The sequence below is a fragment of the Microbispora sp. ATCC PTA-5024 genome (genome assembly GCF_000511135.2).
Lineage (GTDB): Bacteria > Actinomycetota > Actinomycetes > Streptosporangiales > Streptosporangiaceae > Microbispora > Microbispora corallina.
The window spans coordinates 1004155-1029686 of the sequence record NZ_KI866522.1 but is presented as its reverse complement, the minus strand read 5'-3'; the positions used below and the strand labels follow the sequence as shown (position 1 = coordinate 1029686).

At 73.0% G+C, this 25532-nt stretch carries 21 protein-coding genes; 9 read left to right on the top strand and 12 right to left on the bottom strand.

The features are described 5' to 3' along the window. Positions 1-25: 25 nt before the first annotated feature. From MPTA5024_RS04640 to efeU, 7 genes are all read right to left on the bottom strand, one after another. Positions 26-646 (bottom strand): hypothetical protein, encoded by a 621-nt coding sequence (locus MPTA5024_RS04640; protein WP_198166946.1) that lies wholly within the window; start codon positions 644-646, stop codon positions 26-28. Then, a complete protein-coding gene (locus MPTA5024_RS04635; protein ID WP_051457702.1) occupies positions 633-2276 on the bottom strand; it encodes a vWA domain-containing protein in 1644 nt (547 codons plus the stop codon). Before MPTA5024_RS04635 ends, MPTA5024_RS04640 begins: the two co-directional genes overlap by 14 nt. Then, positions 2273-3439: a toxic anion resistance protein gene (locus MPTA5024_RS04630; RefSeq protein ID WP_036320176.1), complete on the bottom strand. Its 1167-nt coding sequence runs from the start codon at positions 3437-3439 to the stop codon at positions 2273-2275. The genes MPTA5024_RS04635 and MPTA5024_RS04630 overlap by 4 nt, the downstream gene beginning before the upstream one ends. A 38-nt stretch (positions 3440-3477) precedes the next feature. After that, positions 3478-4596: a hypothetical protein gene (locus MPTA5024_RS04625; protein ID WP_036320173.1), complete on the bottom strand. Its 1119-nt coding sequence runs from the start codon at positions 4594-4596 to the stop codon at positions 3478-3480. 125 nt (positions 4597-4721) lie between these two features. Next, positions 4722-5969 carry an iron uptake transporter deferrochelatase/peroxidase subunit gene (efeB, locus tag MPTA5024_RS04620; protein WP_051457701.1) on the bottom strand — a complete coding sequence of 416 codons (1248 nt, stop codon included), beginning with the start codon at positions 5967-5969 and terminating at the stop codon, positions 4722-4724. A 37-nt stretch (positions 5970-6006) separates the two neighbouring features. Further along, positions 6007-7143, bottom strand: a complete 1137-nt coding sequence (gene efeO, locus MPTA5024_RS04615) for an iron uptake system protein EfeO (RefSeq protein ID WP_036320170.1) — start codon at positions 7141-7143, stop codon at positions 6007-6009. Between the two features lie 14 nt (positions 7144-7157). After that, positions 7158-8003 (bottom strand): iron uptake transporter permease EfeU, encoded by an 846-nt coding sequence (gene efeU / locus MPTA5024_RS04610; protein ID WP_036320167.1) that lies wholly within the window; start codon positions 8001-8003, stop codon positions 7158-7160. A gap of 584 nt (positions 8004-8587) precedes the next feature. Here efeU and MPTA5024_RS04605 point away from each other — a divergent pair. Together MPTA5024_RS04605 and MPTA5024_RS04600 are read left to right on the top strand one after the other, a co-directional pair. Then, positions 8588-10216, top strand: a complete 1629-nt coding sequence (locus MPTA5024_RS04605) for an ABC-F family ATP-binding cassette domain-containing protein (protein ID WP_157099288.1) — start codon at positions 8588-8590, stop codon at positions 10214-10216. A 31-nt stretch (positions 10217-10247) separates the two neighbouring features. After that, positions 10248-11279: a hypothetical protein gene (locus MPTA5024_RS04600; protein ID WP_036320163.1), complete on the top strand. Its 1032-nt coding sequence runs from the start codon at positions 10248-10250 to the stop codon at positions 11277-11279. 92 nt (positions 11280-11371) lie between these two features. Here the strand turns inward: MPTA5024_RS04600 and MPTA5024_RS04595 are convergent, their stop codons facing one another. Together MPTA5024_RS04595 and MPTA5024_RS04590 are read right to left on the bottom strand one after the other, a co-directional pair. After that, the gene (locus MPTA5024_RS04595) at positions 11372-11632 is read right to left on the bottom strand and encodes a TFIIB-type zinc ribbon-containing protein (RefSeq protein WP_084369415.1); all 261 of its coding nucleotides are present in this window, start codon (positions 11630-11632) and stop codon (positions 11372-11374) included. A 50-nt stretch (positions 11633-11682) separates the two neighbouring features. Next, on the bottom strand, positions 11683-12537 hold the full coding sequence (locus tag MPTA5024_RS04590; protein WP_036320157.1) for a hypothetical protein: 855 nt from the start codon (positions 12535-12537) through the stop codon (positions 11683-11685). Between the two features lie 64 nt (positions 12538-12601). Between MPTA5024_RS04590 and MPTA5024_RS04585 the strand changes: the two genes are divergently transcribed. Next, a complete protein-coding gene (locus MPTA5024_RS04585; protein WP_036320155.1) occupies positions 12602-13501 on the top strand; it encodes an LLM class F420-dependent oxidoreductase in 900 nt (299 codons plus the stop codon). A gap of 114 nt (positions 13502-13615) precedes the next feature. Here MPTA5024_RS04585 and MPTA5024_RS04580 read toward each other — a convergent pair whose 3' ends face one another. After that, positions 13616-14662 (bottom strand): LLM class flavin-dependent oxidoreductase, encoded by a 1047-nt coding sequence (locus MPTA5024_RS04580; protein ID WP_036323169.1) that lies wholly within the window; start codon positions 14660-14662, stop codon positions 13616-13618. 97 nt (positions 14663-14759) lie between these two features. On the opposite strand from MPTA5024_RS04580, the gene MPTA5024_RS04575 reads away from it, so the two are divergent. The 3 genes from MPTA5024_RS04575 (at position 14760) to MPTA5024_RS43220 (ending at position 20141) form a co-directional block, all read left to right on the top strand. Next, positions 14760-15542: an HAD-IIA family hydrolase gene (locus MPTA5024_RS04575; RefSeq protein WP_036320152.1), complete on the top strand. Its 783-nt coding sequence runs from the start codon at positions 14760-14762 to the stop codon at positions 15540-15542. A gap of 47 nt (positions 15543-15589) precedes the next feature. Next, a complete protein-coding gene (locus MPTA5024_RS04570) occupies positions 15590-16252 on the top strand; it encodes a hypothetical protein (RefSeq protein WP_051457700.1) in 663 nt (220 codons plus the stop codon). 346 nt (positions 16253-16598) lie between these two features. Continuing rightward, positions 16599-20141 carry a discoidin domain-containing protein gene (locus MPTA5024_RS43220; protein ID WP_084369413.1) on the top strand — a complete coding sequence of 1181 codons (3543 nt, stop codon included), beginning with the start codon at positions 16599-16601 and terminating at the stop codon, positions 20139-20141. Between the two features lie 62 nt (positions 20142-20203). Here the strand turns inward: MPTA5024_RS43220 and arfB are convergent, their stop codons facing one another. Beyond that, complete coding sequence (gene arfB, locus MPTA5024_RS04560) at positions 20204-20626, bottom strand: alternative ribosome rescue aminoacyl-tRNA hydrolase ArfB (protein WP_084369412.1); 423 nt, start codon at positions 20624-20626, stop codon at positions 20204-20206. Between the two features lie 177 nt (positions 20627-20803). On the opposite strand from arfB, the gene MPTA5024_RS04555 reads away from it, so the two are divergent. The 3 genes from MPTA5024_RS04555 to MPTA5024_RS04545 all read left to right on the top strand — a co-directional run bounded on the left by MPTA5024_RS04555 (position 20804) and on the right by MPTA5024_RS04545 (position 23991). After that, positions 20804-21640, top strand: coding sequence for a hypothetical protein (locus MPTA5024_RS04555; protein WP_036320147.1), 837 nt, complete (start codon positions 20804-20806; stop codon positions 21638-21640). Between the two features lie 29 nt (positions 21641-21669). After that, positions 21670-22269, top strand: coding sequence for an HAD family hydrolase (locus MPTA5024_RS04550; protein ID WP_036320145.1), 600 nt, complete (start codon positions 21670-21672; stop codon positions 22267-22269). Between the two features lie 159 nt (positions 22270-22428). Next, positions 22429-23991: an alkaline phosphatase D family protein gene (locus MPTA5024_RS04545; RefSeq protein WP_036320142.1), complete on the top strand. Its 1563-nt coding sequence runs from the start codon at positions 22429-22431 to the stop codon at positions 23989-23991. A gap of 134 nt (positions 23992-24125) precedes the next feature. Here the strand turns inward: MPTA5024_RS04545 and MPTA5024_RS04540 are convergent, their stop codons facing one another. Then, the gene (locus MPTA5024_RS04540) at positions 24126-25529 is read right to left on the bottom strand and encodes an FG-GAP-like repeat-containing protein (RefSeq protein ID WP_036320139.1); all 1404 of its coding nucleotides are present in this window, start codon (positions 25527-25529) and stop codon (positions 24126-24128) included. Positions 25530-25532: the final 3 nt, after the last annotated feature.

Sequence of the window (25532 nt, the reverse complement as noted above, 5' to 3'; positions counted from 1 at the left end):
CCGGTCCCATGGCCCGCCGGCCGGGTCACAGGTCGAGGGAGGAGCCGCCGAAGCGGTCCCGCAGGAACCGGCCCTGGTCCCGGAGGGCCTGCTCGTCCCCCTGGTAGACGGCCTCGGCGATCCTGCCGAGGCCCGTCTCCAGCAGGCCGAGCTGCGTCATCAGCTCCTCGTGCGCGCTGCGCTCCCGCTCGGCCCGCCGGGTCAGGGCGTACGACCGGGGGAGGTTGGCGTACGCCTCCAGGCTCGTCGGCAGGTAGTCGCGGACGGCCTGGGAGACGACGTGGAGCTGGTCGGGGGAGGCGGTGAGCACCTCGGCCCGGGCCAGCACGTCGCGCAGCATGGCGGCGAGCTCGCCGACCCTGGCCACCACGTCCTCCGGGAAGCGCGGCGGGGTCACCTTCGCCACCAGCGCGTCGAGGTCCTCCCGCAGCCGCCGGGTCTCGACCTCGGCGTGCGAGATCGTCAGCCGCACCCGGTCGGGCGGCGTCAGCAGCGCGCCGACGCCGTAGAGACCGGCCACGACGACCGGCCACAGCGACCCGGCGAGCCCGATAAAGTGCAGCCCGAGGCCCACGAGCGCCAAGACCGAGCCAACGATGTTGCGCGTCGACCCCAGGTAGGCGAGCATCCGGTCACTGGTAGCCACGGATCTCCTTGAACGCCGACGCGAGCGAGCCCGTCCTGGCGTCGAACGCGGCGCCGCCGGTGAGCTGGGCGACCTGCCGCATCTCGCCGACATCGCTGTCGCCGAACAGCACGACGAACGTCGGAACCTTGCGGCGCGCCGTCCGGTAGTAGGCCGCGAAGTCGTCGTAGGAGGAGCCGTCGGTGTTCTCGCCGTCCGTCATCAGCACCACGGAGGTGAAGTCGTCGTTCGACCGCTCCCCCGCGAGGGTCTCGTACGCCGACCGGAGGCTGTCGTAGATGGCGGTGCCGCCGAACGCGTGCAGGGCGTCGCCGTACGCGCGGATCCGGCCGAGCACGCCGGTGGCGTCCCTGTCGGGCACGGTGAACGTCTGCGGCGTGGCGGGGGCGGAGCTGAACGGCAGCAGCGTCACCGTCTCCCGGTTGCGGAAGCGGGAGAACTGCCCGGACACGGAGGTATCGGCCCCGGTCAGCGCGGCGAGCGCCTGCTTGAGGGCGTCGATGCGCTCACCCTCCATCGAGCCGGAGGTGTCGAGCACGAACAGCGTGCGCGACGGCCGGCGGACCTGGTTGAGGTACGCGCTGATCAGCTCGTCGGCCGCGCTGCGCCGGTTGGGGAAGGGCAGCTCCAGGAGCTGGGCGTCGCCGAACCTCTGGTCGGGCCGCACCTCGGGGACGATGGGCCGCCGGTTGGTCGTCGTCATGATCTCTCGCTGCACGGCGGGGGTGCGCAGCCAGGCCGCCAGCTTCCCGTACAGCTCCTTCTTGGGAGAGGAGGCGAGCAGCGTGAGGGGGTAGTCGGCGGTGACCACGCCGTCGCTGGGATAGACGAGCGTGAGCGGCTCCTTGAGCCTGCCCGCCAGCCCGAGCAGCACCGACTCGTAGTTGATCAGCCCGTCCACCGAGCCGCCGGAGCCGCCGGAGCCGCCGGAGCCGCCCTGCCGGGCGTACGCGTCGGCGAGCCAGCCGGAGGAGCCCGCGGTGAGCGTCTGGGCCGAGAAGAACCGGGTGAGCTGCGGCGTCACCGACTCGATCTGGCTCTTGTCGAGCGCCTCGCCGGCGTCCGACAGCGCCGCCGTCACCCCCACCAGCGCGGAGAAGCCCGAGTTGGACGACGCGGGGTTCGTCATGCCGAAGGTGAACCGGTGCTGTCCCGCGGCGGTCGCGATGTCCGCCCAGGTCACACGGCGGGTGTCCCAGCCCAGCTCGTGCGCCTTGGCGCGTCTCAGGCCGAGCACGACGGGGGAGACCATCACCTTGGTCTGGGTGGACAGCTTCGCCGACGCGCCGTCGATGAGCGACAGGTAGCGGTTGGAGGAGAACCAGGTGGCGTCGTAGCGGCCGTCGGCGCCGCCGTTCGCGACCTCCTCGGCGCCGTCGAGCGTCCCGGCGTAGCTCAGCCGGACCTTGACGCCGACGGCGCCGGCCGCCTTGGCGAGCAGCGGCTCCAGGTCCTTGACCTCGCTGCCGGCGAGGACGCGCAGCACGTCGGGCGCGTCCCCCTCCGCTTCGCCGCCGGAGCCGCCGCAGGCCGCGAGGGGAAGCAGCAGCAGGGCCGCGGCGGCCGCCGCGGTGACCCGCCTCGTGACCCGCCTTGTGACATGCCTTGTGAGTCTCGTGCCGGGCCTCATGACGAGACGGCCTCGTCGCCGCGGCGGGCCCGCTCCAGGAACGTGCGGGCGTGGTCGAGCTCGGCCGTGAGGCTGTCGACCGTCACGGCCATGTTCTCGACGGCCTTGGCCTTGAAGCCGTCGATCATGTCCATCGTCGAGTAGATGTTGTCGAAGGCCTTGCTCAGCGCCTCCATGCTCACGGAGGTGGAGGCGGCCTGCGTCTGGATCTGGCCCGCCTGCGTCCGGAGCATCTCGCTGGTCGCGAGGATCAGGTCGGAGGTGGTGGTGGTCAGCGCCGAGATCTGGTCGAGGACCAGCTTCTGGTTGGCCAGCGCCTGCGCCACCGTGACGGCCGTGCGCAGCGCCGCGACCGTCGTGGTGGTGGCGCGGTCCACCCCCTTGATCAGCTCCAGGTTGTTCTTGCGCACCAGGTCGAGCGCGAGGTAGCCCTGCGCCGAGACGGCGAGCTGGGTCAGCAGGTCCTGGTGCTTCTGCCGGACGCCGAACAGCGCGTCGGACTTCAGCGCCGTCGCCTTCTCCGCGTCGGTCAGCTCGATCGTGGCGATGCGCTCCTCAAGCGCCGCGTCGAGCGCCGCCGCGAGCACCGCGTACTCCTGGAGCTTCGTCATCGACTCCCAGAGGTTGGCCTTCTCGCCCTCGATCGCCGCGTTGTCCTTGCGCAGCTCGTCCTGGCCCGACTTCAGCGCCCGGATGATGTCGTCGATGTGCTTCTGCGCGCTCTGGTACTTCGCGAAGTAGTCGCGCAGCCGGTCGCCGAACGGGATCAGCCCGAGCAGCCGCTTCGTGCCGCCGGTCGCCTGCTTCGGGTCGAGGTCGACGATGGTGCGGCGCAGGGCCACCAGTTGCCCGGCCACCTGGGCCTGCCCGTCCGCGGCCTCGCCCTTCGCCGCGGCCAGCGCCGCGACCGGGCGCTTCAGCATCCGGTTGGCCACCTGGGCCGACGCCCGGATCTCGGCGTCGCCCATGGCCGTGATGTCGTGCACCTTCCTGCCGAACTCCGGCGACCGGGGGTCGAGCCCCGACAGCTCCTCGGCGAAGCCGGCCGCCCTGCGGGCGAGCTCGGCGCCCCGCTCGTCGGGCAGCGGGAGCATGGTGGACGCCTTCTCGACCGGCACCGGCTCTACGGGGGCGGGCGGGGTCAGCACCAGATCGTTGGACACCGTTCGGTTCTCCTTGTGGGGGCGCCCGTGGGGCGGGTTCAGGACGACGGCTTGGCGCCGGCCAGGTAGCGCTGCTGGATCGTCGAGATCAGCCGCTCGAGGTGCTCGTACGTCGGGGGTTCGACGACGTCGACCAGGCCGGCCGGGATCGGCGCCTTCGACGACGCGACGAGGCCGGCGAAGACCCGGGGGTCCGACGTGCGGAAGCCGTACTTCGCCTCCAGGCGGGCGAACGCCGGGTCCTCCTGCAGCAGCCGGCCCACCTCCGCGGCCTTGTCCGTGAACGGCACCAGCGTGTGCTTGCTGAGCACGGTCGGAGAGGGGTAGATGAGCCGCATGTCCGGCCTGATCGCCCCGTCGGCGGCGAACAGCCGCGACGCGTACTGCGCCTCGTAGATCACGACCATCGGCGTCTTGCCGGCGCCGATCGCGAGGTAGTCCTCGAACGGCGCCTCGCTGGACGACTCGGAGTACCCCTGGTCGAGGAAGAGCGGGGCGACGACCGGGGCCACCGTGGCGACCTGCGCCGACGAGCTGACGACGTCGTCGTCGTTCGCCACGTAGCTGGTGGCGGCGAGGTACATGGCGGCCGAGTTCGACGTGCGGATGTCGGTGGTCGTCAGCAGCACCCGCTTGCGCGCCGGGTAGGCCGTGTTGCCCGGCAGGGCGTCCCAGCGGGTGCCCTTGGCCACCAGGCCCAGGAACTTCCCGAGGTCGAGGACCTGGTAGCCGCCGCCCGAGTCCCGCACCACGCCGGCCTTGGTCAGCACGTCGACGATCGGCTGGAACGTGGCGATCGCCATCGGCGAGTAGAACGGCGAGTAGACCCGCGTGGCGCCGCGCTCCTGCTTGATCTTCTCGGCCGCCGGCACGCTTGAGGGGAAAGCGAAGTCGTATTTGCGCAGGTCGACCGAGGTGGCGATCTCGCGCGAGCCGGCCGTGTCGACCTCGACCCGCAGCCCGTGCCGGGCGAACGCGGCCCGCACGCCGGGGTCGTCGAAGAACGGCTTCTTCTCCGAGCCGATCATGCCGCGGACCGTCACGAGGGCGGCCGGGCCGCCCCCGCCGCCGCTGCTCCCGCGGTTTCCCAGGACCACGGCCGCGACGACGGCCACGCCGAGGAGCAGCGCCAGCCCGACGCCGATCCAACGCTTCATTCACTGTTTCCTTCGCGAGCTCCCGTAGCCCGAAGGCCCCGCACCCCGAATTATGAGATATGCCGGGAATACGCGAGCGACGAAAGGAAAACGTATTTGGAATTCAGCTGTCGTTCACCGATATTTCATGCGAAAAGGGCCCGACCCCAGTAGTCGCCGGCGTCCACCACTCCCGGAGGGCAGGCGAACAGGCCGCTGGAGACGTGCTTGATGTACTCGTTCAGGGCGTCCTTGGCCGACAGCGTCTTCTGGATCGGCACGAACTGCGTGCGCGGGTCGCGCTGGTAGGCCATGAAGAACAGGCCGGCGTCGAGCCGCCCGAGCCCGTCGGAGCCGTCCACGAAGTTGTAGCCGCGCCGCAGCAGCCGCGCGCCGCCGTGCGACGAGGGGTGCGCGAGCCGCACGTGGGCGTCGGCGGCGATGACCGGCGTGCCGTCCGGACCGGTCTTGGCGAAGTCGGGCGCGTCGAACTCGTTCGTCCCGGTGAGCGGCGCCCCCTTCCCCTTGTCACGGCCGAAGATCGCCTGCTGCTCGGCCAGCGGGGCCCGGTCCCAGGTCTCGACGTGCATCCGGATCTTCCGGGTGACCAGGTAGCTGCCGCCGTCCATCCAGGACGGCCCGTCGCCGGGGGCGGCCCACAGGTAGTCGCGCAGCATGTCCGTGTCCTCGAGCTTCATGTTGTTCGTGCCGTCCTTGAAGCCCATGAGGTTGCGCGGGGTCGCCTGCGCCCGGGACGTGGACGACGTGCGGCCGAACCCGAGCTGGGAGTAGCGCACCGCGACCTTCCCGAACCCGATCCGTGCCAGGTTGCGGATGGCGTGCACCGCCACCTGCGGGTCATGGGCGCACGCCTGCACGCACAGGTCGCCGCCCGAGATCTCCTTCTGCAGGTCCTCACCCGGGAAGGCGGGCAGGTCGGCCAGCACGGGGGGCCGCCGGTCGGCCAGGCCGAACCGGTCGTCGAACAGCGACGTCCCGAAGCCGATCGTGAGGGTCAGGCCGGACGGGGGCAGCCCGAGCGCCTCGCCCGTGTCGTCCGGCGGGGCCTCGGGGTCGCCGCCGACGGCGCCGAAGGTCCCGGCGTCCTTGCCCTGGGTCATCCGCGCCGCCGCGGCCGTCCAGTCCTGGAGCAGCCCGGCCAGCTCGGCCCGCTCCTTGGTGATCACGTCGAACGTGACGAAGTGGAGCCGGTCCTGCGCCGGGGTGGTGATGCCGGCCTGGTGGGAGCCGTAGAACGGGACCGGGCCGGACGTGTCGGAGGCGTGGGCGACCGGCTGGTCGACGAGCGCGCGGGTGGTGACGGCGCCCGCCCCGACCGCGGCCACCCCGGCGACGCCGAGACCGAACAGGCCTCTGCGGCTGATCCCGCTCACGACGGCTCCTCCCCTTCCCGGGGTGCGGTGCGCCCGTTCACTTCGCGATCACCGACGCGACGCGGCTGATCGGCTCGGCGAGGGCGTTGATCGCGTCGGACAGCGCCTTGAGCTGGTCCTTGGACAGCTCGTCGTGCAGCTGCCACCCGTCCCCGCGGCGGTGGGCCTCCAGCGCGGTCTCGGCGGCGGCGAACTTGTCGTCCAGCGTCTTGACCAGCTCGGGGTCGCGCTGCTCCAGCACCGGGCGCAGCGACTGGATGGCCGCCTTGGACCCCTGCAGGTTGGCGTCGAAGTCCCACAGGTCGGTGTGGGAGTAGCGGTCCTCCTCACCGGTGATCTTCCCGGTGGCGACCTCGTCGAGCAGGCCCTTGGCGCCGTTCGCCAGCAGCACGGGGGACAGCTCGGCGGCGTTGGCCTTCTGCACGATCGTGGTGACGTCGGCCAGCAGCTTGTCGGCGATCGGGCCGTCGGCGCCGACGTCCTTCTTGACCCACAGGTCCTTCTCGATCCGGTGGTAGCCGGTCCACTCCTCGCCCTGGGCCACGTCGTTCTCGCGGGCGTCGATGGCGGGGTCGAGGTCGCCGAAGATCTCGGCCACCGGCTCGATGCGCTCCCAGTACGTGCGGGCGACCGGGTAGAGGTCCTTGGCCTTGGCCACGTCGCCCGCCTTGACGGCCTCGGCGAACTCCTTGGTCTTGACGAGCAGGGTGTCCGACTGGCTCTTGACGTACCGCTTGTAGCTCGCGACGGCGTCGGCGAGCTCCGCGTTCTGCGCGAGCGGCTTGTGCTCGCCGCTCACCTTGAGGGGGTTGCGGATGCCGCGGCCGATCATGCCGGGCTTGCAGGTCGCCTCGTACAGGCCGGGCGGGAGCTCCACGACCATGTCGCGGGTGAGGCCCGGCACGATGTTCTCCACCTCACCCATCACGCGGTCACCCGCGGCGTACACGTAGAACTCGGTGACCTTGCTGCCGTTGTTGGTGACGGAGAAGGTGGAGGTGCCGGCGGCGAGCTGGCCGGTCGCGACCGTGCACTCGGTGTCGGTGGCGGCGACCGCGATCTTCCCGGCTGCCGCGCCGGCGCTCGCCGCGCCGGAGCCGGAGCCGTTCGACGAGCATCCGGCAAGGCCGGCGAGGGCGAGCACGGCGGCGGCCATGACGGTGGGGGTACGCATGCGGGGGACTCCGGTCAGGAAGCGGTGGGGGCGGAGGTGGGGCTGGGGGCGGCGGGCTTCTTGGCCGCCGGCCGCCGCAGGAACAGGACGAGCACGGGCACCGCGTACAGCATCCACGCGACCGTCTCCAGGACGGTGGGCTGGGCCGTGATGTTGAACATGCCGCTGATCACCATCGAGTACCAGGCGCCGGGGTCGAGGACGCCGCTGATGTCGAATGCGTGGGTGCCGAGGCCCTGCAGCACCCCCGACTCCTGCAGGTCGTGCACGCCGTACTTGAAGATGCCCGCGGCGACCAGGACCAGCAGCAGCCCGGTCCAGGTGAAGAACTTCGTGAGGTTGATGCGCAGAGCGCTGCGGTACAGGCCCCAGCCCAGCGCCACCGCGGTCAGCAGCCCCAGCGTGATGCCGGTGAGCGGGCTCGCGGTGGTCGTGGCTCCCTGGACGGCGGCGAACCACAGCAGCGCCGCCTCCAGGCCCTCCCGGGCCACCGACAGGAACGCGACGACCACGACGGCGGTCGCGCCGAGCTCCAGGGCCTCGCTCAGCTTGGCCCGCAGCTCGCCGGACATCTTCCGCGCCGCCGTCCGCATCCAGAACACCATGAACGTGACGAAGACGGTGGCGCCCAGCGACGCGACGGCGTCGAAGAGCTCGTGCTGCTGCGAGTCGAGGTGCGCGGCGGTGAACGTGAGCAGCGCGCCGAACCCGACCGACAGCGCGATCGCGACGGCCACGCCCGCCCAGACGAGCGGCAGGCGGTCGCGGCGGTCGCTTTTCACGAGGAAGGCCACCAGGATGGAGACGACGAGCGTCGCCTCCAGGCCCTCACGCAGGCCGATGAGGTAACTCGCGAACACTGGAGGCCCTTCACTCGCTAAGCCTTACCTAAATTAGGACAGGGTTACCTTACCCGCAAGAGGCGGGGACGATGTAGCGGGGTAGGTCTTTGTCACTTTCCGGGGCCGTTGTGACGCGGCAACACCGGCGTGACCTGGGAGTTCATCCCGAGACCGGTCGACGGGCACGCCGGGGCCGCACCCGATCGGACCGCGCCGATCGCCCCGGGAAGCGCCAGGTTCGCGGCGGGGAAGCGCCCCGGTCGGGGGGCCGCGTCCGGGGTGGCGCCGGGTCACGCGGTCGCGCCGGGTCGCGCCCGGGGGACGGCTCGAATAATCGGTGGCGCCGGCCGTGCCTGCTGTCTAGCATCGTCTCTCGTCCTGCCGCCGCACCCCCGGAGGGTCCGTTGGAGCTCTGAGGTCCGACACCGCGTCGCCGTCCCCGCGAGGCCGGTCCGGCGCAGCGACCTCAGCGGATCCTTCGCGTGGCCCCGGCGGCCGGCGTCGACTCCCTTTTCTGCGGCCCTGTGCCCGCGGTGTCTCCAGGTGTTCGCACGCGTCACGCGTGCCGTCCCGTACCGCCTGATCACCTTGGGGAGCCGCCCATGTCTGGTTCCGTGTCCCATTCCGTCGCCTGCGCCGGACTGTCATTCGCCTGGCCCGACGGCGAGCCCGTCTTCGAGGGCCTCGACTTCGCGTTCGGCGCCGGCCGCACCGGCCTCATCGGGGTCAACGGCTCCGGCAAGTCCACCCTGCTGCGGCTCGTCGCCGGCGAGCTGCGGCCCACTGCCGGGTTGGTGAGCGTGACCGGACGCGTCGCCTACCTCCCGCAGAACCTGCCGCTCGGCGCGAGCCGTACGGTGGCCGACCTGCTCGGCGTCACGCCCGCCCGTGAGGCGCTGCACGCCATCGAGCGCGGCGAGGTCAGCGAGGCCGCCTACGACGCCGTCGTGTGGGACGTGGAGGAGCGGGCCCGCGCCGAGCTCGACCGGCTCGGTCTGGCGGGGGTGGACCTCGACCGGACCGTCGCGACGCTGTCGGGCGGGCAGGCCGTCATGGTGGGGCTGGCCGCCCGGTTCCTCGCCGAGCCGGACGTCCTGCTGCTCGACGAGCCGACCAACAACCTCGACCTCGACGCGCGGCGCCGTCTCTACGACGCCGTGGCGTCCTGGACGCGGACCCTGGTCGTCGTGAGCCACGACCGGGCTCTCCTGGAGCTGGTCGACCAGGTCGCCGACCTGCCCGCCCGCCGGACGTTCGGCGGCACGCTGAGGGAGTACGAGGAGGTGCTTGCCGTGGAGCGCGAGGCGGCCGAGCGGGCGGTCCGCACGGCGGGGGGCGACCTGCGGCGGCAGCGCAGGGAGTTGGCCGAGGCCCAGGTCAAGCTGGCCCGGCGGCAGCGGTACGGCCAGAAGATGTACGACCAGAAGCGCGAGCCGAAGGTCGTCATGCAGGAGCGCAAGCGGCAGGCCCAGGTGTCGGCCGGCAAGCACCGCGCCACGCACGAGGAGCGGCTGGCCGAGGCCCGGGAGCGGCTGGCCGAGGCCGAGGAGGCGGCCCGCGTTGAGGCCGAGATCCGGGTCGAGCTGCCCGGCACCGAGGTGCCCGCCGGGCGCGACGTCCTCGTCCTCGACGGGCTGGCCACCGTCGCCGGCCCGGCGGGGGACCTCGTCGTCCGGGGCCCGGAGCGGATCGCGCTGCTCGGCCCGAACGGCTCGGGCAAGACGACCCTGCTGCGCACGATCACGGGAGAGCTGGAGCCGGCGGAGGGCTCGGTCCGGCTCGCGGTGCCCGCGCGGTACCTGCCGCAGCGGCTCGACGTGCTCGACGACGACCTCAGCCTGGTCGACAACGTCCGCGCGCTCGCGCCCTCGGCGTCCGTGAACGCGATCAGGGCCCGCCTGGCCCGGTTCCTGTTCCGCGGAGACCGGGCCGACCGCCCGGCGGGGACGCTGTCCGGCGGCGAGCGGTTCCGGGCGGTGCTCGCGGCGCTGCTGTCGGCCGAGCCCCCGCCGCAACTGCTCCTGCTGGACGAGCCCACGAACAACCTCGACCTGGCCAGCGTCGCCCGGCTCTCGCAAGCCCTGTCGGCCTACCGGGGGGCGCTCGTCGTCGCGAGCCACGACCTGCCGTTCCTGCAGTCCGTGGGGATGACGCGGTGGCTGACCGTCGAGCCGGACGGGCTGCGCGAGGGCGCGGCCGCCGCCGGCGACGGGGCGGCGGAGCCGTGTTGACAGGCGATCCGGGTCCGTCGACAGTGGGGCGGTGATCTCCCCCCGGATCCCCGCGGCCCTGCTCGCCGCGGCGTTCGCGCTGGCCGCCTGCACCGGCGGGGCCGGGCGCCCGCCGGGCGGCGACCCGTCCTCGGCCGGCGACGCGTCCGGAGGCCGTGTCTCCGAAGGCACTGTCTCCGGGGGCACCGTCTCCGGGGGCACCGTCTCCGGGGGCCCGGTCTCCGGAGGCGCCGCGTCGCCGGGGGCGCCTCCGGAGCTGACGCCCGAGGCGTACGAGATCGCGCTGGAGGCCGTGGGCGGGCCCTTCGGCACGGCTGTGGGCGACATCGCGAAGGCCCGCACGATCCGGTCGCTGAAGCAGCGGATCGGGCGGGCCCGCGACGCCGCCGGCGCCGGGGCCGGCCGGCTCTCCGGCGTACGGCCGCCCGCGGACATCGGGCCGGAGCACGCCGACTACCTCGCAGCGCTGCGGGGCGTCGGCGACAGGCTCGGCGCCCTGGGCGACGCGGTGGACGGGCACTCGCTCTGCACCGGGCGCGCCGTCCTCGCCCGGCTGGGCACCTCGGACGAGTTCGCCGCGCTCAAGGAGGCGGGGGCCGACCTCGCGGGCGGCGGCGACTACCGCGGCGGGATCGTCACGGTGAAGCCGCCGGCCGAGCGCTCCCGCCGGCTCGGCAACGGCGCCGTCCTCAGGTCGGCCGTCCGCGGCGGCTACGCGAGCCTCACGGTGAAGAACGGCAACCCGCGCGACGGGGTCGTCACCCTTCTCAGGGGCCGCACCAAGGCGCTCAGCTTCTACGTTCGCAAGAAGTCCACCGCGAAGATCGGGAACATCCGGGACGGCACGTACCACGTCTACTTCACGACGGGCGCCGACTACGACCGGTCCGCCCGCGTCTTCACCCGCGACTGCGCCTTCCAGCGCTTCGACGACACGATGCGCTTCCACACCAGCCGGGTCGGGTCGCAGATCCGGTGGACCAACTGGCGGCTGACGCTCAACCGCACCGCGGGCGGCAACGCCAAGGTGGACGACGTGGACCCGGACGACTTCCCCTCCTGAGCCGCCCGGGACACGCCGGCGCCTCCGGGGAAGGGCCGCGACCCGGAGGTCACGGCCCTTCCCCGTCCGCCTTCATCTCACGTGTGTGCGGCTCAGCTGGAGAACAGCATGCCGACCCAGCTGTGGCCGCGGTGGTGGCCGTAGTGGCCGTGGTGCGGCGCGCCCCACGCCGGGCCGCCGTGCGCGGGCGGCGGGGGAGCGTAGTGCTGCTGGGCCCACTGGGCCTCCATCCGGCTGAGCGTCTCCAGTTCGCCGTAGTCGAGGAAGATCCCCCGGCAGTTGTCACACTGCTCGATGTGAACCCCGTTGCGGTCGAACGTCCGCATCCGGCCACGGCACTTGGGGCACTCCATCCAACTCTCCCTGTCTCAGGTCCACGTCTCGGGCCGGCGTCCAGTGTGGATCAGATGGACGCCTCGGCGGCCGCGGCGATCCGCCGGCAGGCGGACACGAGGGCCGCGGCCGCCTCGTCGAGTGGTTCCCCCGCCCGGGCCGCCGCGGCCGCCGCCGTCGCGGCCAGTTGGACCGTCAACGCCCGGGCGGGAGCGTCGAGTTCCCGCCACGGATCGCCGGCGGACACGGCTGTTCCGCCCGCCTCGAGGTAGGCCGACAGGAACCGGTTCCAGTCGGCGGGGTCGAGCAGGCCAGCCGCGTACCAGGCGGCCGGGCGGGCGAGGTCCCAGGCCCGGTCGCCGCCGCCCAGGTCGTCCGGGTCGATGAGCAGCCATTCCCCCCGGTGGCGGACGATCTGGCCGAGGTGCCAGTCGCCGTGTGCCAGCCCGTCCGGCGCGCCCTCCGGGAACGGCGCCGGCGTGGCGTACGCCTTCCGGATGGGCGCGGCGACCTCGGCCGGGGCGCCGGACGCGGCCAGGTCCTCCAGAGCGCGCGGCACCCGGGGCGGACCCCCGGCGGGCGGCAGGCCCGGCGGGACGGGCCGGGTGTGCAGCAGCGCGAGCAGCCGCCCGCCCGCCTCCCACGGCGCGCCGCCCGCGTCCAGGTCGGCCGGCGTCAGCGGCTCCCCGGCCGGCCAGAGCGTGACGAGCCTGTCGTCGAGCCGTTCCAGGCCCAGCGGCGGGAGCATGATCCCGGACAGCTCGCGGGCGGCCGCCAGCCGGAGCCGGAGGGCGCCCTCGTCCGTGTCCGGAGGGTGGGCCTTGACCACGAGGTCGCCGGCGCGGACGACCAGCACGCGGGTGTCCTTGAGCACGGTCGCCGGACCGCGGTGCCCGGCGAGCCGGGCGAGGTCGTCGGCGCGCACGGCCGTCAGCGCGTACGGGGGGACGGGTGGCGATGGATCACACGGGACAGCCTAGGGTGCCGATATGAGGATTGGCTTTGCCGTACCGGTCTCCGGCTCCTGGGCCACGCCGGAGAACATGAAGCGGATCGCCCGCAGGGCCGAGGACCTGGGCTACGACAGCGTCTGGGCGTTCCAGCGGCTGCTCTACCCGGTCGGGCACGCGATGGGCCCGACCTACCGGAGCGTCCAGGACCCGGTCGTCACGCTGTCGTACCTGGCCGGGCTGACCGAGCGGGTCCGGCTCGGGATCGCCGTGCTCAACCTGCCGTTCGTCTCGCCGGCCCTCATGGCCAAGCAGCTCGGCACGCTGCAGAACGTCTCGGCGGGCCGGCTCGACCTCGGGCTCGGCCTGGGCTGGCTGCCGGAGGAGTTCACCGCGTCGGGCGTGCCCATGGGCCGCCGCGGCCGGCGCGCGGAGGAGTACGTCGAGCTGCTCAGGCGGCTGTGGACGGAGGACGCCGTGGAGCACAAGGGGGAGTTCTACGAGTTCCCCCACGCCCACCTGGCCCCGCGTCCGGCGACGCTCCCGCCGCTCCTGCTCGGAGGCACGGCTCCGGTCGCCCTCGCACGGGCCGGCCGCATCGCGGACGGCTGGATCAGCTCAAGCCGGGCGAACCTGGACGAGATCCACCAGCAGATCTCCATCGTCAAGGAGGCGGCCCGCGAGGCCGGGCGCGACGCGGACGCCCTGCGGTTCGTGGTGCGCGGCGTCACCAAGGTCCGCGCCGAGGACGGCGGCCCGCTGACCGGCTCCTACGAGAAGATCCGCCGGGACGTCGAGGACCTGGAGGCCAAGGGCGTGACCGAGGTCTTCCACGACCTCAACTTCGATCCGGAGATCGTGGAGACCGCCGCGGACCCCCGCGAGTCCCTGCGGCGGGCCGAGGAGGCGCTGGAGGCCCTGGCCCCGGACGCGGGCTGACGCCCCGGGCTGGACGTCGCGGGCTGAGGTCGCGGGCTGACGTGGCGGTACCGCGGCGCCGGCCGGCGCCGCGGGTGGCCGGGCCGCCCGCGGCGCCCCGCTCCGGGCCGGGCCTCAGCCGAGCATGCCGTACGCGCGGGCGACGAGCTCGTAGGAGCGCAGGCGCGCCTCCCCGCCGTGCACCATGGTGGTGATCATGAGCTCGTCGGCGCCGGTGCGCTTGCGCAGCTCCTCCAGCCCGGCCCGGACACGCTCGGGCTCGCCGTACACCACCGTGGAGAGGCGGTCACGGACGAACTCCTCCTCGATCGGCGTGTACGGGTAGGCGGCGGCCTCCTCCGGCGTCGGCATCCGCCCCGGGCGGCCGAGCCGCATGCGCAGCCACGACAGCGCGCCCGGCATGGCCTGCCGCAGCGCCTCCTCCTCGGTGTCGGCCGCGAGCGCCGCCACCCCGATCAGCGCGTACGGCCGGTCGAGCACGGCCGACGGGCGGAACGAGGAGCGGTACAGGTCGAGGGCAGGCTCGGTGTTGGCCGCGCTGAAGTGGTGCGCGAACGCGAAGGGCAGCCCGAGCAGCCCCGCCATCCGGGCGCTGAAGCCGCTGGAGCCCAGCAGCCAGATCGGGGGACGGTCGTCCCCGCGCGGCGTCGCCTGGAGGGACGCGTAGGGGTGACCGGCGGGGAAGGAGCCGTCGAGGAAGCCGGTCAGCTCCGCCACCTGCTGCGGGAAGTCGTCCGGGTCCACCTCCGCCTGGCGGCGCAGCGCCCCGGCGGTGGCCATGTCGGTGCCCGGGGCCCGGCCGAGCCCGAGGTCGATCCGCCCTGGATGCAGCGCGTGCAGCGTGCCGAACTGCTCGGCGATCACCAGCGGCGCGTGGTTGGGCAGCATGACGCCGCCCGACCCGACGCGGATGGTGCTCGTCGCCGCGGCCAGATGCGCGATCAGCACGGCGGGGGAGGAACTGGCCACCCCCGGCATGCCGTGGTGCTCGGCGACCCAGAGGCGGTGGTAGCCCCACCGCTCGCCCCTCCTCGCCAGCTCGGTCGCGTCGCGCAGCGCCTCGCCGGGCGTCACGCCCTCGCCGACGGTGGCGAGCTCCAGAATCGACAGCGGCGCCTCGGCCGTCCCGCGCGGCACGCCGCGGATGGTGTCCGTGCTCATGTACGTCACCAACCGGAGGTCTGTTCCGCATATTTCCGCTCGTGGGGAGAGATCTCCGCGATGTGCCCCGCCGTCGCGCACCTGCCATGCTTGGACCATGAGCGAGCGAAAGCCGATCCAGTCGTGGCTGTCCGACATGGACGGCGTGCTGGTCCACGAGGGGCAGCCGGTCCCGGGCGCCGACCAGTTCATCAAGAGGCTGCGCGAGTCGGGGAAGCGGTTCCTCGTGCTCACGAACAACTCGATCTACACACCCCGCGACCTGTCGGTCCGGCTTCGGGCGGCGGGGCTGGAGGTGCCGCCCGAGTCGATCTGGACCTCGGCCCTCGCGACCGCCAAGTTCCTCGCCGACCAGCGGCCCGACGGCTCGGCGTACGTCATCGGCGAGGCGGGGCTGACCACGGCGCTGCACGAGGCCGGATACGTCCTGACCGACCTCGACCCTGACTACGTCGTGCTCGGCGAGACGCGCACCTACAGCTTCACCTCGATCACTCGGGCCATCCGGCTGATCGACAACGGCGCCCGGTTCATCGCGACCAACCCCGACCCGATCGGGCCGTCGACCGAGGGCTCGCTGCCCGCGTGCGGCGCCGTGGCCGCGATGATCACGAAGGCGACCGGCGTCGAGCCGTACTTCATCGGCAAGCCCAACCCGATGATGATGCGCAGCGCGCTCAACCAGATCGACGCGCACAGCGAGAGCACCGCGATGATCGGCGACCGCATGGACACCGACGTCGTCTGCGGCATCGAGGCCGGCCTGCACACCATCCTCGTGCTGACCGGTGTGACGCAGCGGGAGCAGATCGACCGCTACCCGTTCCGGCCCTCGCAGGTCGTGGAGTCCGTGGCCGATCTCGTCGACCTGGTCGGCTGAGGGGTACCTGCCGGAACCTGGCAGGTACGGATGGGAGGCTGTCGGCCATGTCCTCCGTGTCCTCCGTGTCTTCCCCGCCGTTCCCCGTCTACCTTGAGCTCGGGCCCAAGAAGGTCTTCGCGTGCTCGGTCGAGTGGCCGGGCTGGTGCCGCATCGGCAGGTCCGAGGAGCACGCGATCGGCGCGCTGCTCGACTACGCGCCCCGCTACCGCGTCGTCGCCGAGCGGGCGGGGCTCGGCTTCGCGCCCGGCGAGCCGGTCGTGGTCGAGCGGGTGAAAGGCGACTCCACCACCGACTTCGGCGCTCCCAACGGCGTGGCCGCCCTGGACCTGCTGCCGGTGGGCGCCGAGGAGGCCGCCCGGGCCGCGGCGCTCGTCCGCGCCGCCTGGGAGGTGTTCGCCGAGGTGGCGGCCGCGTCCCCGGAGGAGTTGCGCAAGGGCCCGCGGGGCGGCGGCCGCGACCGCGACAAGATGGTGAGGCACGTCGTCGAGGCCGAGCGGGCGTACGCCAGGAAGATCGGGGTGCGGCACAAGCCGTTCACGGACGAGGCCGGTCTGACGGCTCTGCGCGAGGACATCGCGCGGGTCCTCGGCCGGCCCTCCGACGGGCGGCCCGTCGTCGAAGGCGGCTGGCCCGCCCGCTACGCGGCCCGCCGCATCGCCTGGCACGTCATCGACCACGTGTGGGAGATGGAGGACCGCCGCGAGTAGCCGCCCGCGCCCAGGCGGCAGGCGGGCGCCGGCCCGCCCCACACCATCTGAGGCCCGCAGGCCGGGGTCCGGGCGACAGGCGGGTGCGAACCCGGCCCGCACCGCGGAGGGTGTACACGCCGGGGGCTCGGGCGACAGGCGCGGGGCGCGAGCACAGCCGTGGCGGCCGCTGTGCGGCGGCGCTGGGGCGGGCCCTGCGGCGACGGGACGACGAGTCGACTGCGCTCCGCACAGGCTGTTCCGAAATCTTGTGAATGCGTATTGACACCACTCCTCCTCGCGATCACAGTACCGGGAGAGCGCTCTCCCGCACCCCCCACGTGTCGCCTGGAAGAGGAGTTGCTCCATGCGTTCCCCTGCCCGCCCACCCGCGCGACCCCCTGGCCGCGCGCCGGCCCTGAGAGCCGCGATCGGCCTGCTGCTCGCGCTCGTCGGCTGCGTCGCCGTCGTGCAGACGGCGCCCGCGAGCGCCGCGGCCACGCTGCTGTCCCAGGGCAAGCCCGCCACCGCCTCGTCGGTCGAGAACGCCGGCACCCCCGCGTCGGCCGCGGTCGACGGCAACCCCGGAACCCGCTGGTCGAGCGCGGCGAGCGACCCGCAGTGGCTTCAGGTCGACCTCGGGACCACGGCGTCCGTCTCCCAGGTCGTGCTCACCTGGGAGACCGCGTACGCGACGGCGTTCCAGGTCCAGGTGTCCGCCGACGGGTCGTCGTGGTCGCCGGTGTACTCGACCACGTCGGGGACCGGCGGGACGCAGACGCTCACGGTCAGCGGCACCGGCCGCTACGTCCGCGTGTACGGCACGGCCCGGGCGACCGGCTACGGGTACTCCCTGTGGGAGTTCCAGGTCTTCGGCACGACCGGCGCGGACGCGGGATGCGGCGCCGTCAACGCCGCCCTCAACCGCCCGGCCACGGCCTCGTCCACGGAGAACGCCGGCACCCCCGCCTCGGCGGCCGTCGACGGCGACGCCGGGACCCGCTGGTCGAGCGCGGCGAGCGACCCGCAGTGGCTTCAGGTCGACCTCGGCTCCGCGAAGTCGGTCTGCAAAGTGGCGCTGACCTGGGAGACCGCCTACGGGAAGGCGTTCCAGGTCCAGGTGTCCGCCGACGGGTCGTCGTGGTCGCCGGTGTACTCGACCACGTCGGGGACCGGCGGGACGCAGACGCTCACGGTCAGCGGCACCGGCCGCTACGTGCGGGTGTACGGCACGGCCCGGGGCACCGGCTACGGCTACTCCCTGTGGGAGTTCGCCGTCTTCACCACCGACGTCACCGGCACCCCCTCGCCCACGCCGACGCCGTCCCCCTCGACCAGCCCGCCGCCTCCGGGGACGACCCCGATCTCGGCGTACAAGCAGGTGACGGCGTCCTCGTACGAGGGCGGCAACGCGCCCGCCGCGGCCCTCGACGGGCGGACCACCACCCGCTGGTCGAGCCTCTACACCGACAACCAGTGGCTCCAGGTCGACCTCGGCGGCGCCGCCACGATCACCGGCCTGACGCTGAACTGGGAGTCCGCCTACGCCACCGGCTACCACGTCGACGTGTCCGACAACGGCACGACCTGGACGCCCGTCTACACGACCACCACGGGCAAGGGCGGCGTGGAGAACCTGAAGGTCTCCGGCAAGGGCCGGTACGTGCGGTTCGCCGGCACGGCCCGGGCCACCGGCTACGGCTACTCCCTGTGGGAGTTCCAGGTCTTCGGCACGATCGACACCTCGGCCTCGACGGCGCCCCTGCTGTCGCGGCCGGCGAAGGCGCCCGCGACGACCGGCCAGTTCGCCCTGTCGGCGCCCGCCGACCACGCGATGGTCACCACCACCCGGCGGCCCGTGCTGTCGTGGGCGGCGGTGCCGGGGGCGGCGCACTACGAGGTGTGGATCAACATCAGCCGCACCGACTACGACTTCACCGCCGCGGGCAGGCTCATCGACCTCTACACGAAGGTCGCCGAGCCCACCGGCACCAGCTACACGCCCACGTGGGACGTCTCCGACCGGTGGACGTACAAGTGGTTCGTGGTCGCGGTGAGCGGGTCGGGCACGACGACCACCTCGAACATCCGGACGTTCAGCCTCTACATCCCCGACATCGAGGCCGTCGACGACGGCGTGAACGTGGTCGACGGCGCCCGCGACCTGAACAAGAACGGCACCATCGAGCCGTACGAGGACTGGCGGCAGCCGGTCGAGACCCGGGTGAGCGACCTCCTCGGCAGGATGACCACCGAGGAGAAGGCGTACCAGATGTTCTACGTCGCCCAGACGTACCCGCAGTCGGGCTGGCACTTCGGCCCGGCGCTCCCGGCCGACCTGCACAAGGTCCTGCTCGGGGCGGCGGGAACGCGGCTCGGCATCCCCCCGGTCTCCGCGGGCGACACCATCGCCGGCTACCAGACCACCTACCCCCTGCAGAGCGCCCTGGCCGCGGGCAAGGACTACGCCCTCGACTACAGGCTCGGCGACATGCAGCGGCGGGAGGAGCTGGAGGTCGGCGCCCGCGGGGTGCTCGGGCCCCTCGCGGAGGTCGGCACCAAGGTGCTCTACCCCCGCATCCAGGAGGGCAACGGCGAGAACGCCGACGTGGCGGCGGCGCAGGTCAGGGCGCTGGTCGCGGGCCTGCAGGGCGGTCCGGAGCTCAACCCCGGCTCGGTCCTCGCGACCGTGAAGCACTGGCCGGGCGAGGGCGCCGGAGGCGAGGCCGGAATCACCTACGACGGGGTGACGATCAAGTACCACATGATCCCGTTCCGGGCCGCGATCGAGGCCGGCGCGGTGAACATCATGCCGGGCTACGCGGGCAGCTCCTACCTCGACCCGGGCGGGCCGGGTGCCGGCGACAGCAAGCCGATCCTCGACTACCTGCGCACCAACCTCGGGTACACCGGCCTGATCACCACCGACTGGCTGCCGTACAGCGGCTGGGTGAACGCGGCGAACGCCGGGTCCGACGTCATGGGTGGCGCCGACCCGGGCACGGCCGGGTTCTCGATGGCGACGTTCGTCTCCAGCGTGCCGATCGCGCGGATCAACGACGCGGTGACGCGGATCCTGCGGCTGAAGTTCCAGCTCGGGATCTTCGACCACCCGTACGGCGACCCGGTGAACGGGCCCTACCGGTTCCACCAGCCGTCGTACGTCGCCCTGGCCAACCAGGCCGCCCGCGAGTCGATCACGCTGCTGAAGAACAACGGCGTCCTGCCGCTCAAGCTGAAGGCCGGCGACAACATCGTCGTGGCGGGCCCGCGGGCCACCGACGGCACGGCGTGCTGCATCTGGACGAGCTACTTCCACCAGGAGTACGGCTCGCTCACGCTGCTCGACGCCATCAGGGCGCGGGCGTCCGCGGCCGGGGTGAACGTCTACCAGGACACCGGGCCCTCGCCCAAGCTGGCCGTGGTGGCCGTCGGTGAGCCGACGTACACCCACGCGACGGCCTGGGTGAAGGAGCAGCCGTACCTGCCGGCCGACCAGCTCGCCGTCATCCAGAGCTTCCACAACCAGGGGATCCCGGTGGTCGTGGTGATGGACCTGCCCCGGCCGACCGTCATCGCCGACTGGAACGGCATCGCCGACGCCATCGTGATGACGTACCGGGGCGGCGAGGAGGTCGGGCCCGCCACGGCGAGCCTGCTGTTCGGCGACTACACGCCGCGGGGCCGACTGCCCTGGCAGCTGCCGCGCAGCGTCGACCAGGTCCTCAAGCCGGGCGGCACGGACACCCAGGCCGACGCCGTCGAGGACTGGAACATCCCGTACGACCTGGGAGCGACGGCCGCCGAGCGGGCGGACATCCGGGCGCACATCGACGCCGGGCAGACCGTGCCGACGACGTACGGGAACCCGCTCTACCCGTACGGCGCCGGTCTGCAGGGCTGGCAGTAGGCGCCCAGAGCGCTCTCCATCCCGTGAACGGGGGGGAGAGCGCTCTCCGGTCACGCGGATCGTCAGTCGTCGCCGCGCCGCAGGCGCTTGACCTCCGAGCGCTGCCGCTTGGCCGCGAGGCGCCGCTCGACCGACCCGCGCGAGGGCTTGGTGGGGCGGCGCTTCTTCGGCGGCGGGGCGACGGCGTCGCGGAGGATCCCGGCGAGCCGCAGCTCGGCGGCCTCCCGGTTGCGCAGCTGTGAGCGGAACTCCGACGCCGTCACCGTGATGACGCCGTCGACCAGGCGCGGCGCGAGCCGTTCGAGGGCCCGTGCCTTGAGGGCCGGGCCGAGGGCGGTGGTCGCGGCGACGTCGAAGCTCAGCTCGACACGGCTGTCGGTGGTGTTGACCCCCTGGCCGCCGGGCCCGGACGAGCGGGAGAAACGCCACCCGAGCTCCGCCTCCGGTATCACCACCGAACCGCGGACGTGCAACGGGCCTGGCATCGTCTCCTCCTCGTGTGTTTCTCCGGCTCGTGCGGCCGTGCCTCTCCGGGCATGCCCAGTGTGCAGCCTCGGTCGCGCCGGATCATCTAATTTATCGCCGTAAATCGGGCTTCGGGTTGTCACGGTCCACGGCCTCGTGCACAGTGTGCCGGGGTACGGCTGCGACTGGGCGGGAGCATGACCACGATCGTCGGAGTGCACGGCATCGGGAAGTACCACTACTACGAGGACGCCGGGGGGTCGGCGGGCGGCGCGGCCGAGACGATGCGGCTGAAGTGGAACGGCTACCTCCACAAGGGCCTGACCGGGCAGACGGCGGGCAAGGCGCCCGACTATTTCGCCGAGGTCGCCTACTACGCCCATCACCTGCACACGGGGCCGGTGAAGCCGCCCCGGCAGATGGACCCGCCGGCCAAGCTGGTGTTCGCCGACTGGGCGGGGCAACTCGACGGACGCGTCCGGGGCGTCGCGGGGGAGTCGCTGACCGGGCTGGCCCACCGGCTGGCCGAGTGGCTGGTGACCCGGTTCGGTCCCGAGGCCGTCCGGTTCGCCCGGGACTTCTGCCCGGAGGTCGCCACGTACCTGGGTGGCGGCGATCCCCGCACCCGGGCGCGCGACGCCGTGGCCGACACGATCCGCCGGCGGCGGCCGGAGGTGGTGGTGGCCCACTCGCTCGGCAGCGTGGTGGCCTACGAGGCCTTCTGGGCTCATCCGGACCTGTCGGCCGACCTGCTCATCACGCTGGGCAGCCCGCTCGGGATGCGCAACGTGGTCTTCGAGCGGCTGGTCCCCGTCCCCGTCAAGGGCCGCGGCGCCCGGCCGCCGGGGGTGCGCCGCTGGATCAACATCGCCGACAAGGACGACATCGCCGCGATCCCCGACGCGCTGCGCCCCTGCTTCGAGGGGGTCGAGCGCGACGTGTCCTGCAACATCGACTGGCTCGACTTCCACACGGTGCGCAACTACCTGGGCTGCGCGACGGCCAACGCCTTCCTCAAGCCGTATGTGGCCTGAAACCGAACACCGGGTATGATCGTTCAATCATGACTCTTGTTCTCTTTGACTACGGCAACGTCATCTCCCTGCCCCAGGACCGCGACGACGTGGCCCGCCTGGTGCGGATGGCCGGCGAGGTCCCCGGCTTCGAGGAGCGCTACTGGGAGTTCCGGCTCGACTTCGACCGGGCCGCGCTGGATCCCGCGGAGTACTGGTCGCGCGTCTGCGGCAGGCCGGTCACCGGCGACGAGCTGGACCGGATCGTGGCGGCCGACGTGGAGAGCTGGTCGCGGCCGAACGAGGACACCACGGCCGTCGTCGGCGAGCTCTCGGCGGCCGGCGTGCCGATGGCCCTGCTGTCGAACGCCCCGATCTGCGTGGCCGACGGCGTCGACACGCTGCCGTTCATGGCGCCGATCGGCCCCCGCTTCTACAGCGGGCGGATGGGCCTGGTGAAGCCCGACCCGCGGATCTACCGCCGGGTGGTCGAGACGCTCGGCGTACGGGCCGGGGACGTCGTGTTCGTGGACGACCGGCTGGAGAACATCGCGGGAGCCGAGGAGGCCGGGCTGTCCGGGATCCACTTCCGCGACGCCTCGACGCTGCGGGACGACCTCAAGGCGGTGCTGCACCGGCCCGTCGGCTGAGCCGGGACCGCGGCGGTGGGCGGCGTTAACGGAGCCGAGCCCGGCGCGTCAGCCTCCGTTCAGCAAGGACGGGTAGTCAGAATCACTGTTCACCGGCGGTTTCCGGCCGGGTAACGGCGGTAAAGGACGGCCGTCGACCGGGGCGCGTCCACTGGTGGCGTGCAGACGAATGCGTCACGAAGAGCCTTTCTGTCCGCTCTCGCGGCCGGAACCGGCGGCCTGGTCCTCGGCGGCTCCGCGCTGCCCCAGTTGCCCCAGGGGCTTTCCTCCCGCGCGCTCCGGCAGGACCCGTTCGCGCTCGGCATCGCGTCCGGCGACCCCACGCCGGGCGGCGTGGTGCTGTGGACCCGGCTGGCGCTCGACCCGACGTCCCCCGACGGGCTCGGCGGGATGCCGTCGCGGCCCGTCGACCTGCAGTGGCAGGTGGCGGCCGACGAGGGGTTCTCCTCCGTCGTGAAGTCCGGGACCGTCACCGCGCGGCCCTCGTCCGCGCACAGCGTGCACGTCGAGGTGGACGGCCTTGAGCCGGGCAGGGAGTACTTCTACCGCTTCCGCGCCGACGGTCACCTGTCGGACACCGGCCGCACCCGCACGGCCCCCACGGCGATGTCGCCGCTGCGCTTCGTCGTGGCCGCCTGCGCCCACTGGGAGCACGGCTACTACACGGCCTACCGCCGCATCGCGGAGCAGGAGCCGGAGCTCGTCGTGCACCTCGGCGACTACATCTACGAGTACCAGCCCCAGGGCTACACGGCGCTCGGGGGCGCGGTGCGCGAGCACGCGGGCAACAAGTGCCAGACGCTCGCCGACTACCGGGTCAGGCACGCGCAGTACAAGACCGACCGCGACCTCCAGGCCGCCCACCTCGCCGCGCCGTGGCTGGTGGCGTTCGACGACCACGAGATCGAGAACAACTGGGCCGGTCCGGTCTCCAGCACCGACGCCCCCGGCTTCCGGGAGCGGAGGGCCTACGCCTTCCAGGCGTACTACGAGAACATGCCGCTGCGCCGGGCCAGCGTCCCGGACGGGGCGTCGATCCGCATCAACCGCCGGGTGCAGTGGGGGCCGATGGCCGAGTTCCACCTGCTCGACACCCGGCAGTTCCGGGACGACCAGGCCTGCGAGGACGGCGACCGCTCGGGCTGCGACGAGCGGCTCGACTCGGGACGGACGATCCTGGGGGCGGCCCAGCACCGCTGGCTCCTCGACGGCCTCACCGCCTCGCAGGCCCGGTGGAACCTCATCGGGCAGCAGGTCCTCATGGCCCAGCGGGACTACAGGTCCGGCCCCGGCACCGAGCTGAACATGGACAGCTGGGACGGCTACCCCGCCGAGCGGGCCCGCCTGCTCGAGGGCATCCGCGGCTCGGGCGCCGCCAACCCGGTCGTCCTCACGGGCGACGCCCACATGCACCACGCGGCCGACCTGAAGCCCGACTTCGACGACCCCGACTCGCCCAAGGTGGCCGTCGAGCTCGTCACCTCGTCCATCTCCAGCGACGGGGACGGCTACCGCGACCAGGCCCGGGTGGCCCAGCTGCTCCGGGAGAACCCACACATCTCGTACATCGACCAGCGGCGCGGGTTCATCGTCTGCCGGCTGTCGGAGGAGGAGATGCGGGCCGAGTTCCGCACGCTCGACTACATCAGCCGGCGGGGCGCTCCCGCCAAGGTCTCCGCCCGGTTCACCGTCCCCACCGGGCACGCCCAGCTCAACGCCTGACCCGCCGCGGCGCCCGTGCCGTACCGGATCGTCCGGTACGGCACGGGCGTTCTGCGCCGCGCCACGCCGGCGCGGCGCAGGCCTCCGCGGCGGCGCCGTCCGGCCCGTCCTGTCCCGGCGACACGCCGCGCGGCTCAGCTGAGGGCGTAGCCGAACAGGTCCGACTCGCCGCCCCGGTCGACGACCGTCGCCGAGCCGGGGACGACGCCCGGGTACGACCCCTTCTTCTTGCTCGTCCCGACCAGGGTCAGCTCGCCCGAGCCGGGGGCCGCCACCAGCAGCCGGCCGCCCACGACCGTGACCGAGGAGCCGAAGTCGCTGTCCCTGCGCCCGGTGACCAGGGCGTTGTGGTTGCGGGTGAGGCCGCCGGTCCTGGTCCCGGCGATGACCTGGACCGCGTCCTCGCCCGGCACCCCGACGACGAGCTCGTCGTCGCCGTCGCCGTTCAGGTCCCCGGCGGCCAGGGAGGTGCCGAACCGGTCGTAGTAGCGCGGGGTGCCCTTCAGGATCGTCTGCGACCAGATCTCGCTGCCGATCGCGCTGAGGCCGCGCGACGTGCCGTACAGCACGTTGACCGCGCCGTCGCCGTAGTCCATGCCGCGCTGCAGCAGCGACAGGTCCTCACCGGGGACGCCGATCGCGAGGTCGTCCCGGCCGTCGGCGTCGAAGTCGCCCGAGGCGAGCGAGGCGCCGAAGGCGTCCCACTTCTCGCCGTACCCCTTCACGTTGGGGCTTTCCTGCGTGTAGACCCCGGCGTACCGCCTGCGCACGTCGAGGATGGTGACGACGCCCGCCCCGTACCGCAGCCCGCCGCCGCCCGGCGCGCCGACCGCCAGCTCGTCGCGGCCGTCGCCGTTGAAGTCGCCGGTGGCGAGCGCCGCGCCGAACAGGTCCGTCTGCCCGGGGTCCTGGCCCACCCAGCCGGTCGACTCCGTGATGAGCGTGCCCTTCCCGTACGGCGAGGCGTGGCCGAGGCCGAAGACGCCGACGCCGCCGCCTCCCGCCAGCCCGGGCGCGCCCACGATCAGCTCGTCGTCGCCGTCCCCGTCGAGGTCCCCGGCGGCGAGGGCGGCCCCGAAGCGGTCGGTGCCGTGGTCGCGGCCGAGATGGGTGACGTCGATCGTCCGCGCCCGGCCCAGCCCGTCCGGGGAGCCGTACAGCACGTGGACGACGCCGTGCCCGTCGGCGTCCGCCACCGGCGGCCCGAAGAACTCCTCCGACGCCCCGATGGCCAGGTCGGCGCAGCCGTCGCCGTCGAAGTCGCCCTGCGCGAGGGCGGAGCCGAAGGCGTCGTTGAGCTCGGGTTCGTCCCCGATGCCGTCCGCGCCCTGGTGGAGCACCTTCGTCTTCTTCAGCCCGCCGCCCTGCTCGGCGAACAGGGTGACCGACCCGGCGTGCGACCGTCCCGCCACCGTCGCGTACGGCGAGGCCACGGCGAGGAAGGAGGGGCAGGACCGGGCGGCGGCCGGGGCGGCCGCGACGAGCGAGGGCAGGGTGAGGGCCGCCGCCAGCAGGGCGGATGCGCGTGAGACGCTCATGGC